Below are 14925 nucleotides of genomic sequence, written 5' to 3'. Positions count from 1 at the left end.
CTCCATTCAGCGACCAGCTTGAGCGGCTTGGTGGTCGTTCCGCATGGCGGCCAGGCGCCGGAGGGCGATCCGGATCATCAGCCGCTGCAGGGGGTTGCGGTTGCCGCCCGGGCGCCAGGTGCGGGCCATGCGCTGCGTATAGGCGTCGAAATGGAGCCCGTGCGGGGCCCAGCGAATCGGGCCGCGGTTGAGAACGACCTTGAGCACCTCGGTACCGATGACCCCTGCACACAGCTCGCAGGCCATGGGTGTCGACGGCCCCCGCTGCGCGGCGAGATCCACCGCCGAAGGGTCGGCCAGATAGTGCATGTGCAGCCGGGCCGGGGCAAGTCCAACCATGAACCGCACGGCAAGCTCCTCATCGCTGAGCCCGCTGCGCAGGTCGAAGTAGTCATCGAACGACAACCCCTCGGGGTCGAAGCTTAGCAGGGCAACGCCCATCCCCAACGGTGCTGCGGTCACCGCCGGGATGCCGAGCGCGGCGGCCCGGGCGAAGACCAGTCGCCGTGTCTCGAAAGCGAAGAAGTCAAGGCCATCGACATAGACGTCGGCGCCGTCGAGAAAGGCGTCTACGTTGTCGGCGTCAATGCCGCCAGGGAAGGTGGCGACGGACAGCTCGGGGTTGATGGCCAGGGCCTGTTCCTGGAGGACATCAAGCTTTGAGCGGCCGAGGCTGTCCATGGTGGCGCCGGCCTGTCGATTGAGGTTGTGCAGCTCAAACTGATCGTAGTCTGACAGGCTGAAACCGCCGATGCCCAATCGCGCCAGCGTGAGTAGGTGACTGCCTCCGACCCCTCCCAGTCCGGCGATGGCGACTCGGGCTTGGCGCAATCGGTTGAGTTCGGCGGGGGTGACCCAGCCGATGGTGCGTTTGAACGCAGTGGCGTAATCGAATTCCGTCAATGCGATCCCCTCTCCAGTGCGCGTTGGGCTACCGCTCGGTTTCGAGTGCCGACGCCTGCTGGAAGCTGCGCAGCGTCGGGATCTGCTTCGTGGCCATGCGGAATAGTGGCGAGAGCAGTTGTTCGGACTGCTGGATGTTCTCAATGGCCTCGGAGAAGCGGATGTGAAAGGGGGCACGCCAGCGCCCATGGTAGTAGAGGGTCTCGCCGATCTGCCGGAAATGCAGACCTTGCCGGCCGGAGTGACGGGCGAGTTGCGGCTCCATCATGGCGTAGGCGTGTTCCTTGCCGGCGAGCTGAACGATCCGCGCCGACGCCATGAACAGGCTCACCGCGGCCAGCGGGAAGGTCCGTGGGTGGTTTTCGATCGCGGCCAGTGCATCCAGGTCGCCGTAAGCGGATTTGCCTTCGCCGTGGCGTCTCCGGAAGTCGCTGTGCACCGCCAGGCGCGAGATCTCGCAGATCGACACCGGGTCGTGGGCTGCCGGGTGATCCGGATCCTCCGGGTTGAGGGAATCGCGGCAGTTGTGGACCAAGGGCAGTTCCGGGTGCGTGGCGTTGGCGTCGACGTGGACGATGCGGACATGGCCGGCGATCCGGTGCAGGGACGGGTGGTCTGGTGGCTCATAGCGAAGCAGGCAGTGCCAGGACTGGTCTTCGAACTCGTCCGTCTCCCGCTGATCGGGGTAGTTCTCGGGGGCATCGAACTGCAGCTCAGTGCAGTAGACGTCGTAGCGCAGGCGTTGTGCCTCTGCGAGCTCCTGCGGGTTGCCGGCCAGGGTCAGCCGGAAGAGCTCCTTGAAGGCAGTCGTTATGGGCGTGTGTCCCGGCACGTCACGCATGGCTGGCTCCTTGAGTGGCCGCTAGAGTGTTGGGGTTTTTCGGACACTATAGCGCGCCCGCTACCACGGCGCATCGCCGAGGGCAGGATGCCCCACCGCGGCGTGGTGGAACGGTTCAGCCAGCGGTGGGCGCATCCGCTGCGGAAGCCGGGGTTGCCGGTAGCCGCGTCCGGAGAGGCTGGTCCAGTGCCGGGTGGGTGCCGCTGGGTCTGATCAACGCGGACGCCCGCCGATACGCCGGCTCCTCCTGCTGATGTCCCGGGTATCCCTCCTTGCATTGCCAGTGCTCCAGCCCCCTCCCAAGCGGCCCCAAGCCATTGCCGCATGGGTAACGCAGACCGCGGTGGCAGCATGGCTCGCCAAAGCGCTTCAGCGGGAGCCCTCGATGGTTGAGCATCCGCCGCAGTCCCGGGCGGACCAGGAAAAGCAGCTGATCCAGGGCATGCTCTGTAGCCGCCTGGTGGGCGGCCCGGCAGAGCCGGAAGAGCGCGGTTTGTGAGTGCCGCGGTGCGCTGTGTCGCACGATCAGGCGAGACACTTCACCTCTGCGCTCATGGGGGACGTCCTCTGCCAGCGAGCACATGGCCTCGATGGGCCGAGGCCGGCCCGAGGGAAGCAGTAGGCGAAAGGCTCCGAACCACGGGGCGTGGGGGCGGCGCTGACGGATCAGGAAGTGCAGCGCGTGCCGATCGTGTTCGTCGGTCTCAAGCCCGTTAGGGAACGCCTCCGGGGGCTCGAAATTCCTCTCCTGACAGAACACAAGATAGCGGAGCCGGAAGTGCTGTCGCCGGGTCTCGGGCGTATCGGCCAGAATTACATCATAACTGTGTGGTTGTTGCACAAATCCGTTCCTCAGAGGCCACCGAGATAGACAGCTCAGGCGCACCGTCCATTGCAGAGTCCATCCCGTTATAACCTCTTAAAAATCGAGGAAATGCGCCAGCGTGTCTCGCCGACAATATCAGATCTCAGCGCCGGGCCGAAATCGCCTCAGTTGTCAGAATCACGTCGGCGGGCCAATAAACTCCAATCCGTAGGCTTTTTGCCCAACGTAAGCGACTCGGGCGGGTCGGGGCCGGCGGCCGCTCATGCGGATGCGGACGATATCCCGCGGTGCGAGTGGTCGACCGATCCGCTCTGGCTGCTCGACCCGGATTTGGGCTCCCAGGCGGGAAAGGTCCCGTATCTCGCACGGGATCTCGGTTTGGTGAGCATGAAGGCTCCCTTGGGCACGGACCCGGTGCCTAGGCAGCCGCCGACGCTCTGACGTCGCGGTGGACGCTGGTTGCTGCGGGGAAGCGTCGGGCCTGGATGGGCGCTCTGATGGGTAGAGGATGTCCAGATACGGGGTACCGATGAGCAGTTCCCGGTGTCTGGGTGTTGCCGACTGGGTATAGATGGTTGCCTGCGCGCGGTTTTTGACCGGAGGCGCCCCGGCCCGATCGATCAGTTCCGCAATCAGCAGGCGCGACAGGCTGCGGTAGCTGCTGATTGTCGCCACGTCCTGATAGATCTGCTCATGGATCTCTTCCAGCGAGCCGGGCCACCGGTCCCAGGGCTGCTCCTTCAGCAAGGGCCACCAGAAATCGGCAAGCTCCTCGGCGACTTTGATGTGTGACATCCCTTCACTCCCCGCGGTTTAAACGGCCCCGTTTAAGTGTGCCTGCAAGATTACTGCCGATCAGGGGCGTGGACCAAAAATCAGGCGCCTACGCGGTTCACCGGGCCGGAGAGCCCTTCCCCTAAAGGTTGTGCGTAAGTTATCTTGACACCTCTTTGAGGAAAGCTTGGCGGCGGGTGGCCCGCGCCCTCAACGGAGCAAACGCCAGCGAAGCTGGCTGGAGTGGACGCACATGGAGCAGGTCGTCCAGGAAATCCTGCATCAACTGAGAGCGACCTGGCGCCGGCGGTGGTGGATCCTGCCCATCGCCTGGCTCGTCTGCATCCCGGGTTGGGCCTACATCCACACCATCCCGGATACCTACCAGGCCTCCAGCGAGGTCTACGTCGATACCGATTCGGTGCTGGACCCGTTGCTCAGCGGCATGGCGGTGCGCCCGGATTCCGAGCAGCGGATGAGTATGATGACCAGCACCCTGCTCAGTCGGGATAATCTCCGGGAGATTGCCCGAGAGGCGGATCTCGACGTCCTGCTGGGTCGGGACGATCTGGACGCCGTGGTCGGAAGCCTGCGCGGCATCGATCTGCGCGGGCGGGATGAGAACATCTACACCATCTCCTTCTCGCACCGGGATCCCGAGGTGGCCTACCGCGTGGTGCGCGAGACCGGCAACCTCTTCATGGAGCGGGGGCTGGGCGATCCCCGTGGGGACCTGGTGAGTTCCCGGGAGTTCATCGAGAACCAGCTCGGGCGGTACGCCGAGGAGTTGCGGGCCAAGGAGGAGGAGATCGAGCAGTTCCGGCGCGAGCACTCGGAGGTGCTGGTCGCCGGTGGGGACTTCTACAGCCGCCTGGAGGCGGAGCGGGAGAGCCTGGAAGAGGCCGAATTCGAGCTCGACCAGGCACGGAGCCAGTACGAGCACCTTGTGGCTCAGCTTGAGGGCGATGGCGACCAGCCTGGGTTGATGCAGCCGCGTCAATACGAGAATCCGGAGCTTGATCGTCGGATCAGCAACCTGGAATCCGAGTTGGACGAGATGCGCCGTCAGTACACGGACGCGCACCCGGACGTGAAACACACGCGGCGGGTCCTTGAGGATTTGCGGGAGGAGCGCGAGCAGCAGGCGGCGGAATTCAGCGAGCAGCTGCTGGCCTCGCCGGTGGATCGGGTGGGCCTGGGGGACGCCGACAATCCCTTGCAGATGGATCTGGCCGAGGCGGAGAGCCGGGTCGCTTCGCTGGAGACCCGCGTCGACGAGCGCCAGGCGCGGGTCGATGAGCTGGAGGCCATGGCCGATGACGTCCCGGAGATCCAGTCCGATTACAATCGACTGACGCGGGATTACGAAGCCCTGCAGAGCAGTTATGATCAGCTCCGGGATCGCTTGGAGCAGGCGGTACTGGCCGGGGAGATCGAGACCGGCACCGATTCGGTGGACTTTCGGGTGCTGGAACCCCCGCAGCAGCCGGGAAGCCCGGCGGCGCCCAACCGGCCGTTGCTCGCCAGTGCGGTGCTCTTCTTGGGGCTGGCTGCGGGGACCGGTTTCGCCTTCCTGCTAGCGCAGATCCGCGGGACCGTGGCTTCGCCGGGCAAGCTGGGCGAGCTTGCCAGCCGGCCGGTGGTCGGGCAGATCAGTCGGGTGCGGACGCCGGCCCATCGGCGGCGCCGGCGTATGGAGATGGTGGTGTTTTTCTCGGCAACCAGCGCGCTCTTTGTGGCCTATGGTGTAGTGGTCGGGATCGTCTTTACCTAGGAGGGTGTGGGCCGATGAGCATAATCGAGCGGGCGCTGGAGAAGCGGCGGGGCAAGCAGCCCCAGCGCGCGGTGGGCGAAGAAGCGGACGAGGGTCAGGAGCTGCAGGGGGCTGCGGAGCAGGCCTCGGGTGCCCGCGGGGACGAAGCAGCCGGTGCGGTTTCGGCGAGCCCGGCTCAGCCGACCGCGGCCCGCCGCAGGGGCGCCGGTGAGTCGACGATTGACCGCCCTGCGGATCGGACCATCGATTACGGCTGGCTGCGCCATCAGGGCATCCACGTCCCCGGCGATGGCCGCAGCGGGCTGGAAGAGGAGTTCCGGCTGATCAAGCGGCCGCTGCTGGATAACGCCTTCGGCCGGCACGGCACGCCAATGGTCGATGGGGGGCGGCTGATGATGGTTACCAGTGCGATTCCCGGGGAGGGTAAAACCTTCACCACCATCAACCTGGCCCTGAGCATGGCGCTGGAGGTGGACCGGACGGTGCTGCTGGTTGATGCTGATGTGGCGCGTCCCAGCGTGCCGCGGGCGCTGGGGTTTGAGGCCGACCTCGGCCTGATGGATGTGCTGACGGACCCCGATGTCAGCCTGCCCGACGTGCTCCTGCGCACGGATATCCCCGATCTGACCGTCCTCGGCGCCGGTCGGCCCCACGGCCGGTCCACGGAGTTGCTGGCCAGTCAAGCCATGTCCGACCTGCTAGCAGAGATCCACGCCCGCTACCCCGATCGGATCATCCTGTTCGATTCCCCGCCGCTGCTCTCGGCCAGTGAGCCCAGTGTGCTGGCCCGCCAGATGGGACAGGTGCTGCTGGTGGTCGAGGCCGAGAGCACGGCGCAGACGGCGGTGACCCGGGCTGCTGAACTGCTGGAAGGCTGTGACGTGGTACTGACCATGCTCAACAAGGCGACGGGCTTCGGTGGGCTGGGTTACGGCGGCTACAGCTACGGCGGCTATGGCGGGTACGGCGCCTACGCCAGCGAGGTCCAACGGGGCGCTGCAACCGGATCCGGCGGCCGTGTCGCTGAGGGGGGCTAGGCCGCGGTCGCGGGCGCTTGCCGGCGTCACCGCTGCCGGGTTGGTGCTGATCCCGGGGGGTGCTGCGGCGAGCACGGAGTGGACGTTCACCCCGCGCATGACCATCGGTCAGGAGTGGACCGACAACGCCGATTTCGCGCCGCGCGGAGGGGAGGAGTCGGATTTCATCACCCTGGTGCGGCCGAGTTTTACGCTCACCGGCGAAGGTGCCCGGGCGCAGCTCAATCTCAACTACAGCTGGAACAATCGCTTCTACTGGGACGATAGCGACCGCGACAGCAGCACCCACAATCTGTCCGGCAGCGGCAACGCCGAACTGGTGCGGGAGTCGATCTTCGTGGACGGATCGATCCGCCGCAGCGTGCGCGCCGAGTCCGCTTTTGACCCGGTGACCCCGCGGGATCAAGAGGAGACCACCCGTTACCGCATCAGCCCCTACTGGGTCTGGCGGATCGGCCGCTTCGCGGACCACGAACTGCGTTACGTCTTCGATGAGGCTCGCTATCACCGCTCGGACCGCGAGCCGCAGCAGGTCCACCGGGTGCGCTATCGCCTCGACAGCGGCCCCATGTTCGGCCGGACCTTCTGGCAGCTCAGCTCGGAGCGTACCTGGGACCGCTTCGATGACCCGGCGCGGGCCAAGGTAGATCGCTTCTTCAATGAGGCCACGCTGGGCTACCAGGTCACCCCCTCGCTGCGCACAAGCGTCTCCGGCGGCGATGGCTGGAATCGAGTGGAGGATCAGCCGCGCCGTGATACCCAGAACTGGCGGGTCAACGCCGACTGGGGCGTCACCCGCAACACACAGCTGCAGGGGAGTTACGGGCAATTCAAGGATGAGATCGACGACGAAGATGAGACCAACCGTCGCGAGCAGCGGTCGCTGAGTCTGGTTCATCAGGCGCCGCGCTCGACCTGGCGACTTTCGTACTCCGAGGCGCGCACCGACGGGCTAGCACGTGCCGCTGATTTCGCTCGTGCGGAGGTGGACCCGTTCCCTGGTGCCGAGGAATCTGGCGTTGTTGATGTTTTTGAATTTTTTGAGCCTAGAGAGGATGAAGCGCTTACTTTTACTGAGACATGGCGCGGCAGCTGGGATTATTCGACCGGACCCAACACGTTCCGCATACAGATCTCCCGGCGCAAGACGGATCAGGATTTCGAGTTGGATAGCGAGGCGATTAGGACTAGGACGGTAGCGGTCGACGACGATTTGATTCCCGTAGCCCAGGGATTGATTGATGCAGAAAGGTTAACGGATGTCGTCGATCGGGACTGGAGGGTGACGGGCAGCTGGAGCTGGGCCTTTGGTGCGCGGACGCAGGCCAATCTGCGCGGGACTCTGCGTCGCTTGGAGGGGAGTACGCTTCAAGTCATCGAGGTGCCAAATGGCGAGGAGTCATTTGATGTGGCGGAGCAGGAGCGAGAAACGGACGAGTGGCGGGTCTCGCTGGGACTCTCGCGCTCCATCGGACGCCGGACCAGCGGTAACCTCGACTTCAGCCACCGGCAAAGCCGCCAGCAGGTTGACGACCAGGACGACGTACGCCGCCGCGAAAACCGAATCAGCGCCCGGCTGACCATGGAGTTCTGAGCCCCCTATGTACGAAGACTTTTACGGTCTGCGCGACAAGCCGTTCGCCCTCAGCCCCGACCCCCGTTTCTTCTATGCCAGCAAGGGCCATCGCCGTGCCATGGCCTACCTCGAGTACGGGGTCCAGCAGGGCGAGGGCTTTATCGTCATCACCGGCGAGGTGGGGGCCGGCAAGACCACCCTGGCGCGCAGCCTGCTCGGCGGCATCGTGGACCGCCCCTTGGTCGCCGCCCATTTGGTGAGCACGCGCCTGAGCGCCGACAACCTCCTGCGCCTGGTCTGCCTGGCCTTCGGCATCGAGGACCCGCCGGAGAATAAGGCCGATCAGCTGCGCGCCCTGGAGGCGTACTTGGTCCGCATCCGCGGCCGCGGTCAGCGCGCGTTGCTGGTGGTCGATGAGGCGCAGAACCTGGGCGATGCGGCGGTGGAGGAGCTGCGCATGCTCTCCAACTTCCAGGGCGAGGAGGGCGGACCGCTGCTGCAGAGCTTCCTGCTCGGCCAGCCGGAGTTCCGCCGCCTGATGCGCAGCGAGAACATGCAGCAGCTGCGCCAGCGGGTTATCGCCACCTACCACCTGGGCCCCATGGACGAGGAGGACACCCGGGCGTACATCGAGCACCGCCTGCGGGAGGTGGGGTGGACCGATGACCCGAGCTTTTCGGAGGGCGCCTGGCAACGGATCTACGACTACACTCGAGGTATCCCCCGGCGGATCAATACGCTGTGCGACCGGCTTTTGCTGATGGGGTATCTCGAGGAGTGCCACGAGTTCTCGGTGCGCGAGGTCCAGTCGGTCATCGATGAAGTGGAGGCGGATCTTGGCGAAGCCCAGGCGGACGACACCGCCGCTGCGGACACGCCGGGTCAGGGCGAGGGCAACGGCGCCGCTGTCGAGTCGGCGACCCTGGATCAGCGGCTGCAGCGCCTGGAGCGCTACCTGGGCTTTACCTATCGACAAGTTCAGCAGGTCCTGACCGTTCACCGAGAGGATTACCAGCGGCTCGATCAGCGTCTGGAGCGCATGGAGCGCTATCTGGTCTCGAACTATCGGCTGGCCCGGCAGATCGGTAGCACCGTCAAGCGCATGCTGGGGGTCCGCAACGAGGCGGAGTGACGGGGTTCGCCGGGATGAAGCCCGGTGTGTCGGGCGAGGGAGCGAAGGAGAAGGGGGCAAAGCCCCCGGGGGGGGATCGTCGATGCAAGCCCGCGGACAAGTCCGGGCCAACGCCCTGACCGTGGATGTCGAGGACTATTTCCAGGTTCTGGCCATGGCGCCCTACGTGCGCCGCGACCAGTGGGATCGCTGGCCGTGCCGGGTCGAGGCGAGCATGGATCGGCTGCTGCAGCTCTGCGCCGATCACCGGGTCTATGGCACGTTCTTCACCCTCGGCTGGGTGGCGGAACGTTACCCTCACATCGTCCGACGCATCGTGGCCGCCGGGCACGAGCTGGCCAGCCACGGCTACGGCCATGAGCGCGTTTGGGAGATGGGTCCCCGGGCCTTTCGCGAGGACCTGCTGCGGGCCCGGCAGTTGCTTGAGGATATCGGCGGGGTGGCCGTGACCGGGTATCGGGCGCCGGCGTTCTCCATCGGGCCGCGGACCCCCTGGGCCCGGGAGATCCTGCTGGAGACCGGACACACTTACAGCTCCAGTGTCTACCCCATCCGCCACGATCACTACGGGGAGCCCGATGCGCCGCGCCAGGCCCACTGGCCGGATGGCCCCGGCGGTCTGTTGGAGATCCCACCGGCGACGTTGCGGGTCTTCGGTCGGCACCTGCCGGCGGGCGGTGGCGGGTATTTCCGCTTGCTCCCGTACCGCGCGTCGCGCGGTGCGCTGCGCTGGATCAGCCAGGTGGAGGGCCAGCCGGCGGTCTTCTACATCCACCCTTGGGAGCTGGATGCCGAGCAGCCGCGCATCCCCGGGATCGATCTGCGCACCCGGTTCCGCCACTACCTGAACCTGGGGCGTACCGAGGAGCGGCTGCGGTGCCTGTTCCGGGATTTGTCCTGGGATCGCATGGATCGCGTGTTCGCCGCCGAGCTGGCCGGCTCGCGGGACTGGCCGGCGGGCCAGGAAGTCGCGGCACAGGCGGTCTGACCCCTGGAAATGGAGGAGAATGCCACATGGCAGTGCGCGTAGCAGCGCTGGAGGACGGGGACGAGGCCCGCTGGGATGCCTTCGTACTGCGCTCGTCCGAGGCCACCTTCTTCCATCGCAGCGGCTGGGCGCGGGTCCTACGGGAGGTCTTCGGCCATGCCACGCAGTACCTCTTTGCCGAGCGCGACGGCGAGGTGGTAGGGGTCCTGCCGCTGGCCCGGGTGCGCAGCTGGCTCTTTGGGGACGCCTTGGTCTCCACCCCCTTCTGTGTTTACGGGGGCCTGGCTGCGGCCGACGAGGAGGCCCGCGCCGCGCTGGATGAGGAGGCGCAGCGGCGCGCGGAATCCCTCGGGGTGGAGCACCTGGAGTACCGCCACCGGGTTCCGGTCCATACCGACTGGCCGCGGCGGGACGACCTCTACGCCACCTTCCGCAAGGCGATGGAGCCGGACGAGGAGGCGAACTTTCAGGCCATCCCGCGCAAGCAACGGCGTATGGTCCGCCAAGGCATCAAGGCGGGGTTGCAGGCGGACTGGGAGACGGATCTGGATCGTTTCCACGATATCTATGCGCGCAGCGTCCACCGCCTGGGGACCCCGGTCTTCCCGCGCCGCTACTTCCACGCCCTTGCCGAGGTCTTTGGCGACGACTGCCGGGTGGTGACCGTCCGCCGCGAGGGCCGCCCGGTGACCAGTGTGCTCAACTTCTACTTCCGCGACGAGGTGCTTCCCTACTACGGGGGCGGGCTTGACGAGGCTAGGGAGGTGGCCGGCTACGACTTCCTCTATTGGGAGGTCATGCGACGGGCCTGCGCCGAGGGGTATCAACTCTTCGATTTTGGACGCAGCAAACGGGATACCGGCGCCTATCACTTCAAGCGCAACTGGGGGTTCGAGCCCCAGCCGCTGACCTACGAGTATCGGCTCTATAAACGACCGGATGTGCCGGATCACAATCCGCTCAACCCCCGCTATCAGCGGGCCATCCGGATCTGGCAGCGGCTACCCCTGGCGGTGGCCAATCGACTCGGACCGCTGGTGGTCCGCAACCTCGGCTGAGGAGGGGGGCGTGGGGGATATCCTCTTTTTGGTGCACCGGCTGCCGTGGCCGCCGAACAAGGGCGACAAGATCCGCTCCTACCATGTCCTGCGCCACCTGGCCCGCCACCACCGGGTGCACCTGGGGACCTTCGTGGACGATCCGGCGGACTGGCCGTACCTGGAGCAGGTACAGGCGTGTTGCGCCGATATCTGCGCCCGTCCCTTGCCCCGCCGCCGGGCCCAGTTGCGGGCGTTGAGCGGTCTGCTCAGTGGCGAGCCGCTGACGCTGCCCTGGTACCGGGACCGGGGGTTGGCGCGCTGGGTTCGCCGGATCCACGAGGCGGTTCCGCTCACCGCGGTGGTGGTGTTTTCCTCTTCTATGGGCCAGTACCTGCCTGAGGGGGACGACGGGCCGGTGCGGGTGGTCGATTTCGTCGACATCGACTCGGACAAGTGGCGGCAGTACGCCCAGCGGCGGGCGTGGCCGATGGCCTCGGTCTTTGCCCGGGAGGCGCGGCGGCTGCTGGACTACGAGCGGCGCCTGGCCGCGGCCAGCGATGCCAGCGTCTTCGTCTCGCCGTCGGAGGCGGAGGCGTTCCGCGGTCTGGCCCCGGAGGCGGCGGCCGCCGTCGTGCCGATGGGCAACGGGGTGGATACGGGGTACTTCGATCCGGGGGCGGTCGGTCCGAGTCCGTACCCCGAGGGGCAGCGGCCGCTGGTGCTCACCGGGGCCATGGACTACTGGCCCAACGTCGACGCCGCCTGCTGGTTTGCCCGGGAGGTCCTGCCGCGGGTGCGGGCGCAGGAGCCGACGGCCCACTTCTATATCGTCGGCAGCCGTCCGGCCCCGGCGCTGGCCGCCCTCGACGGGCAGCCCGGTGTCACGGTGACGGGCTTTGTCGATGACGTGCGGCCGTGGATCGGGCACGCGGCCGTGGCCGTGGCGCCGCTGCGGGTGGCGCGGGGTATCCAGAACAAGGTGCTGGAGGCCATGGCGCTGGCACGGCCGGTGATTGCCTCGCCGGAGGCGCTGGAGGGGCTGCAGGTGGATCTGGACGCCGAGGTGGTCCGCGCGGCCGCGGAGCCCGGGGTGATGGCCGAGGCCGTCTGCCGTCAGCTGGCGGCAGACAGTGAGGAGATCGGCGCGGCGGCTCGGCGGCGAATCCTGCAAGACTATACCTGGGAGCGGCAATTGACGCGGCTCGATCAGTTGCTGGCCGGCGGTACGCGCGCCGGCGTGCCGATGGAGGAGGTTTCTGCGGTGGGGGTGAGCCATGGACGCTGAGACGGCCTCCGCCGCTGGCGTGGGCCAGCGCTCGGCCTGGAAGCGGCACCTGGCAGCGCTGGCGGTCGCCGGGCTGGTTCTGGCGGTGGCGTTCTTCCCTACGTACCAGTCCATTGTCGGGATCTGGTCGCGCTCGGAGACGTTTGCACACGGCTTTCTGATCGTGCCCATTGTGCTGTTCCTGGTCTTCCGGCTCCGTCACGAGCTGGCCCGGGTGATGCCCGAGGTTCAGCCGCTGGCGCTGCTGCCGGTCCTAGGGCTGGTGCTCGGTTGGGTCCTCGGGGCCCTGGTGGACGTGGATTCGGTCCGCCACTTCGCCGCCGTCCTGCTGATCCCGGCACTGGTCTGGCTTGTTTTAGGCAATCGGGTGGCCTGGATCCTGGTCTTCCCCTTGGCCTACCTGCTCTTCGCGGTGCCCTTTGGGGACTTCCTGGTCCCGCCGCTGATGGATGTCACCGCCGATTTCACGGTCTGGGCGGTGCAGATGAGCGGTATCCCCGTCTACCGGGAAGGGCTCAATTTCGAACTGCCCACCGGTCGCTGGTCGGTGGTCGAGGCTTGCAGTGGCGTGCGCTATTTGATCGCCACCCTCGCCCTGGGTACGCTCTACGCGTACCTGGTCTACCGCAGCTGGACGCGTCGGCTGCTGTTCGTCCTCGCCTCGGCGCTGGTGCCGATCATCGCCAACGGCCTACGCGCCTATATGATCGTGATGATCGGCCATCTCAGTGGCATGGAGCTGGCGGCTGGGGTCGATCACCTCGTCTACGGTTGGATCTTCTTCGGCTTCGTCATTGCGCTGCTCTTCTGGATCGGGACCTTCTGGCGGGAAGACGATCCGGGAGACGCACAAGCGCGGCGGAGTGCTCGGGCCGCTGACGATGTGGTGGCTGGGGAAGGTCCGGTGCCATTCCGCGCCGGTGGCCGGCTGTGGTTGGTGGCTGTGACTGGCATCGCCCTGGTGGGCGGCGGGCCCTTGTATGCGCACTGGATGCATGAGCGCGACCTGGGTACCGTGACCGGGCTCCAGGCCGACGGTTGGGCCGCCTCCGGCTGGGAACCGGCCGAGATGAACGCCTGGTTGCCGGGCTATCGCCACGCCCGGGAGACAGCGTCGGAGAAATTCGTCGATGACGAGGGGATCCCGGTGGGCATCCACGTGGGTTACTACCGGGAGCAGCACCGCCACGGCAGCATGGTCGGCTGGGAGAACACGCTGGATGGGCGCGATCGCGACGGTTGGAGCCGTCGGGCCGCTGGCCGGGGCGAGGTGGACGGGTGGACCCGGCCCGCTCGGTATGAGCTCTCCGGCCCGGGCGAGCGGCTGCTGGTCTGGCGCTGGTACTGGGTGGATGGGCATCTGACGCGTAGCGCCCACGAGGTCAAGTTCCGCGAGTCCCTGTCGAGGCTGTTCGGCGGTCGGGACGACGCCGCGCTGCTGGTCCTCTACGCGCGCTACGATGCCGACCCTGCAGAGGTGGAGCCTGCCCTGCGACGTTACGCCGAGCAGGCGCTGCCCCGGGTGCTCGATACCCTTGAGGAGGTGCAGCGGCATTGAGTGTTGAGGGCGAACGATTGGCGAGGGATGGACGGGATCGGCGGCCGCTGGTGGTGCACATCCTCTATCGTTTAGACGTGGGGGGGCTGGAGAACATCCTCGTGGAGCTGGTGCGCAACAGCGCCCCGGACTCATACCGGCATGCCCTGGTCTGTCTGGCCGATTACGATGAGGACTTCCGCCGCCGCCTGCCGTCGGAGGTCCCGGTCTATGCGCTGCACCGGCCGCCCGGGTGGGGGATCGGCACCCTGGTCCGGCTCTACCGCCTGCTGAGGCAGCTTCGCCCGGATGTCGTGCACACCTCCAACCTCGCCGCCCTCGAGTGTCAGCCCGTGGCCGCGCTCAGCGGGGTCCCCGCCCGGGTGCACGCCGAGCACGGCTGGAACATCACTGATCTCCACGGTAGCCGCCATCGCTACCGGTGGCTGCGCCGGGTGTTGAGCCCCTGGGTTCACCGGCACGTGACGGTCTCCGGCCATCTGGCCGAGTACCTGGTCGAGCGGGTGGGGGTGTCACGGCAGCGGGTCCGCCACATCTACAACGGGGTGGATACCCGGCGCTATCGGCAGAGCGATGCGGACGTGGGGGCGGCATCGGAGGGCGCGCACCCCGTGGTGATTGGTACGGTGGGGCGGCTGTGTGCGGTCAAGGATCAGGGCACGCTGATCCGCGCCTTTGCGCGGTTGCTGGAGCATGCCCCGGCATCCCCGGCCCCGCGTCTGGTGCTGGTCGGCGGTGGCCCGGAGGCGGACACCCTGCGCGCCCTGGCCGACGAACTCGGCATCGCCGGGCAGGTCGAGTTCGCCGGCAACTGTCCGGCAGTGGCCGAGCGTTTGGCGGGGTTCGATGTCTTCGTGCTCCCATCGCTGGCGGAGGGCATTCCGGTAACCGTCCTCGAGGCCATGGCCAGCGGCCTGCCGGTGGTCGCCTCGCGGGTGGGCGGGGTGCCGGAACTGGTGCAGGACGGGGTCACCGGTACCCTGATCCCCCCGCAGGATCCGGAGCGGCTCAGCGAGGTGCTCCGGGGGTATCTGATCGATGCGCAGCGCCGCCGCGCCGAAGGGCGCGCCGGCCGGGAGCGGGCCGTGGCGCACTTCTCGCTGGAGACGATGGTGGCCGCCTACGAGGGGCTTTACCGTGAGCTGTTGCCCGGCGCGCCGGAGCATCTACCGTTGGCTGGAAAGGACTGAT

The 14925-nt window shown here is 67.0% G+C and carries 12 protein-coding genes and 1 pseudogene; 9 read left to right on the top strand and 4 right to left on the bottom strand.

Annotation, left to right across the window (positions count from 1 at the left end; translation table 11 throughout):
- Window positions 1-6: 6 nt before the first annotated feature.
- The 4 genes and pseudogenes from CCR79_RS08255 to CCR79_RS08245 all read right to left on the bottom strand — a co-directional run bounded on the left by CCR79_RS08255 (window position 7) and on the right by CCR79_RS08245 (window position 3365).
- The gene (locus tag CCR79_RS08255) at window positions 7-903 is read right to left on the bottom strand and encodes a ThiF family adenylyltransferase (RefSeq protein WP_242510867.1); all 897 of its coding nucleotides are present in this window, start codon (window positions 901-903) and stop codon (window positions 7-9) included.
- A 28-nt stretch (window positions 904-931) separates the two neighbouring features.
- The gene (locus CCR79_RS13655) at window positions 932-1744 is read right to left on the bottom strand and encodes a PEP-CTERM/exosortase system-associated acyltransferase (RefSeq protein WP_242510866.1); all 813 of its coding nucleotides are present in this window, start codon (window positions 1742-1744) and stop codon (window positions 932-934) included.
- Between the two features lie 523 nt (window positions 1745-2267).
- Window positions 2268-2504: pseudogene (locus tag CCR79_RS13950) on the bottom strand (GNAT family N-acyltransferase); the annotation flags it as partial.
- A 243-nt stretch (window positions 2505-2747) separates the two neighbouring features.
- Window positions 2748-3365: a PilZ domain-containing protein gene (locus CCR79_RS08245; protein ID WP_201170745.1), complete on the bottom strand. Its 618-nt coding sequence runs from the start codon at window positions 3363-3365 to the stop codon at window positions 2748-2750.
- A gap of 232 nt (window positions 3366-3597) precedes the next feature.
- Here CCR79_RS08245 and CCR79_RS08240 point away from each other — a divergent pair, with 232 nt between their 5' ends.
- The 9 genes from CCR79_RS08240 to CCR79_RS08200 all read left to right on the top strand — a co-directional run bounded on the left by CCR79_RS08240 (window position 3598) and on the right by CCR79_RS08200 (window position 14924).
- Window positions 3598-5118: an XrtA system polysaccharide chain length determinant gene (locus CCR79_RS08240; RefSeq protein WP_201170737.1), complete on the top strand. Its 1521-nt coding sequence runs from the start codon at window positions 3598-3600 to the stop codon at window positions 5116-5118.
- Window positions 5119-5132: 14 nt separating this feature from the next.
- Window positions 5133-6155: an XrtA-associated tyrosine autokinase gene (locus CCR79_RS08235; RefSeq protein WP_201170735.1), complete on the top strand. Its 1023-nt coding sequence runs from the start codon at window positions 5133-5135 to the stop codon at window positions 6153-6155.
- Window positions 6156-6198: 43 nt separating this feature from the next.
- Entirely contained in the window at window positions 6199-7749 is a 1551-nt protein-coding gene (locus CCR79_RS08230; protein ID WP_201170733.1) for a TIGR03016 family PEP-CTERM system-associated outer membrane protein, read from the top strand.
- A gap of 7 nt (window positions 7750-7756) precedes the next feature.
- The gene (locus CCR79_RS08225) at window positions 7757-8863 is read left to right on the top strand and encodes an XrtA/PEP-CTERM system-associated ATPase (protein ID WP_201170732.1); all 1107 of its coding nucleotides are present in this window, start codon (window positions 7757-7759) and stop codon (window positions 8861-8863) included.
- A gap of 82 nt (window positions 8864-8945) precedes the next feature.
- On the top strand, window positions 8946-9851 hold the full coding sequence (locus CCR79_RS08220; protein WP_201170730.1) for an XrtA system polysaccharide deacetylase: 906 nt from the start codon (window positions 8946-8948) through the stop codon (window positions 9849-9851).
- Between the two features lie 26 nt (window positions 9852-9877).
- Window positions 9878-10909: a FemAB family XrtA/PEP-CTERM system-associated protein gene (locus tag CCR79_RS08215; protein WP_201170728.1), complete on the top strand. Its 1032-nt coding sequence runs from the start codon at window positions 9878-9880 to the stop codon at window positions 10907-10909.
- A 10-nt stretch (window positions 10910-10919) separates the two neighbouring features.
- Entirely contained in the window at window positions 10920-12176 is a 1257-nt protein-coding gene (locus tag CCR79_RS08210) for a TIGR03087 family PEP-CTERM/XrtA system glycosyltransferase (protein WP_201170726.1), read from the top strand.
- Entirely contained in the window at window positions 12166-13734 is a 1569-nt protein-coding gene (gene xrtA, locus CCR79_RS08205; protein ID WP_201170724.1) for an exosortase A, read from the top strand. The genes CCR79_RS08210 and xrtA overlap by 11 nt, the downstream gene beginning before the upstream one ends.
- Window positions 13731-14924, top strand: coding sequence for a TIGR03088 family PEP-CTERM/XrtA system glycosyltransferase (locus CCR79_RS08200; RefSeq protein ID WP_201170722.1), 1194 nt, complete (start codon window positions 13731-13733; stop codon window positions 14922-14924). The genes xrtA and CCR79_RS08200 overlap by 4 nt, the downstream gene beginning before the upstream one ends.
- Window position 14925 lies beyond the last annotated feature (1 nt).

This window comes from Halorhodospira halophila (assembly GCF_016653405.1).
In the GTDB taxonomy this organism is placed as follows: Bacteria; Pseudomonadota; Gammaproteobacteria; order Nitrococcales; family Halorhodospiraceae; genus Halorhodospira; species Halorhodospira halophila_A.
The sequence above is the reverse complement of the archived record's forward strand: the minus strand, read 5'-3'. Positions and strand labels throughout refer to the sequence as shown.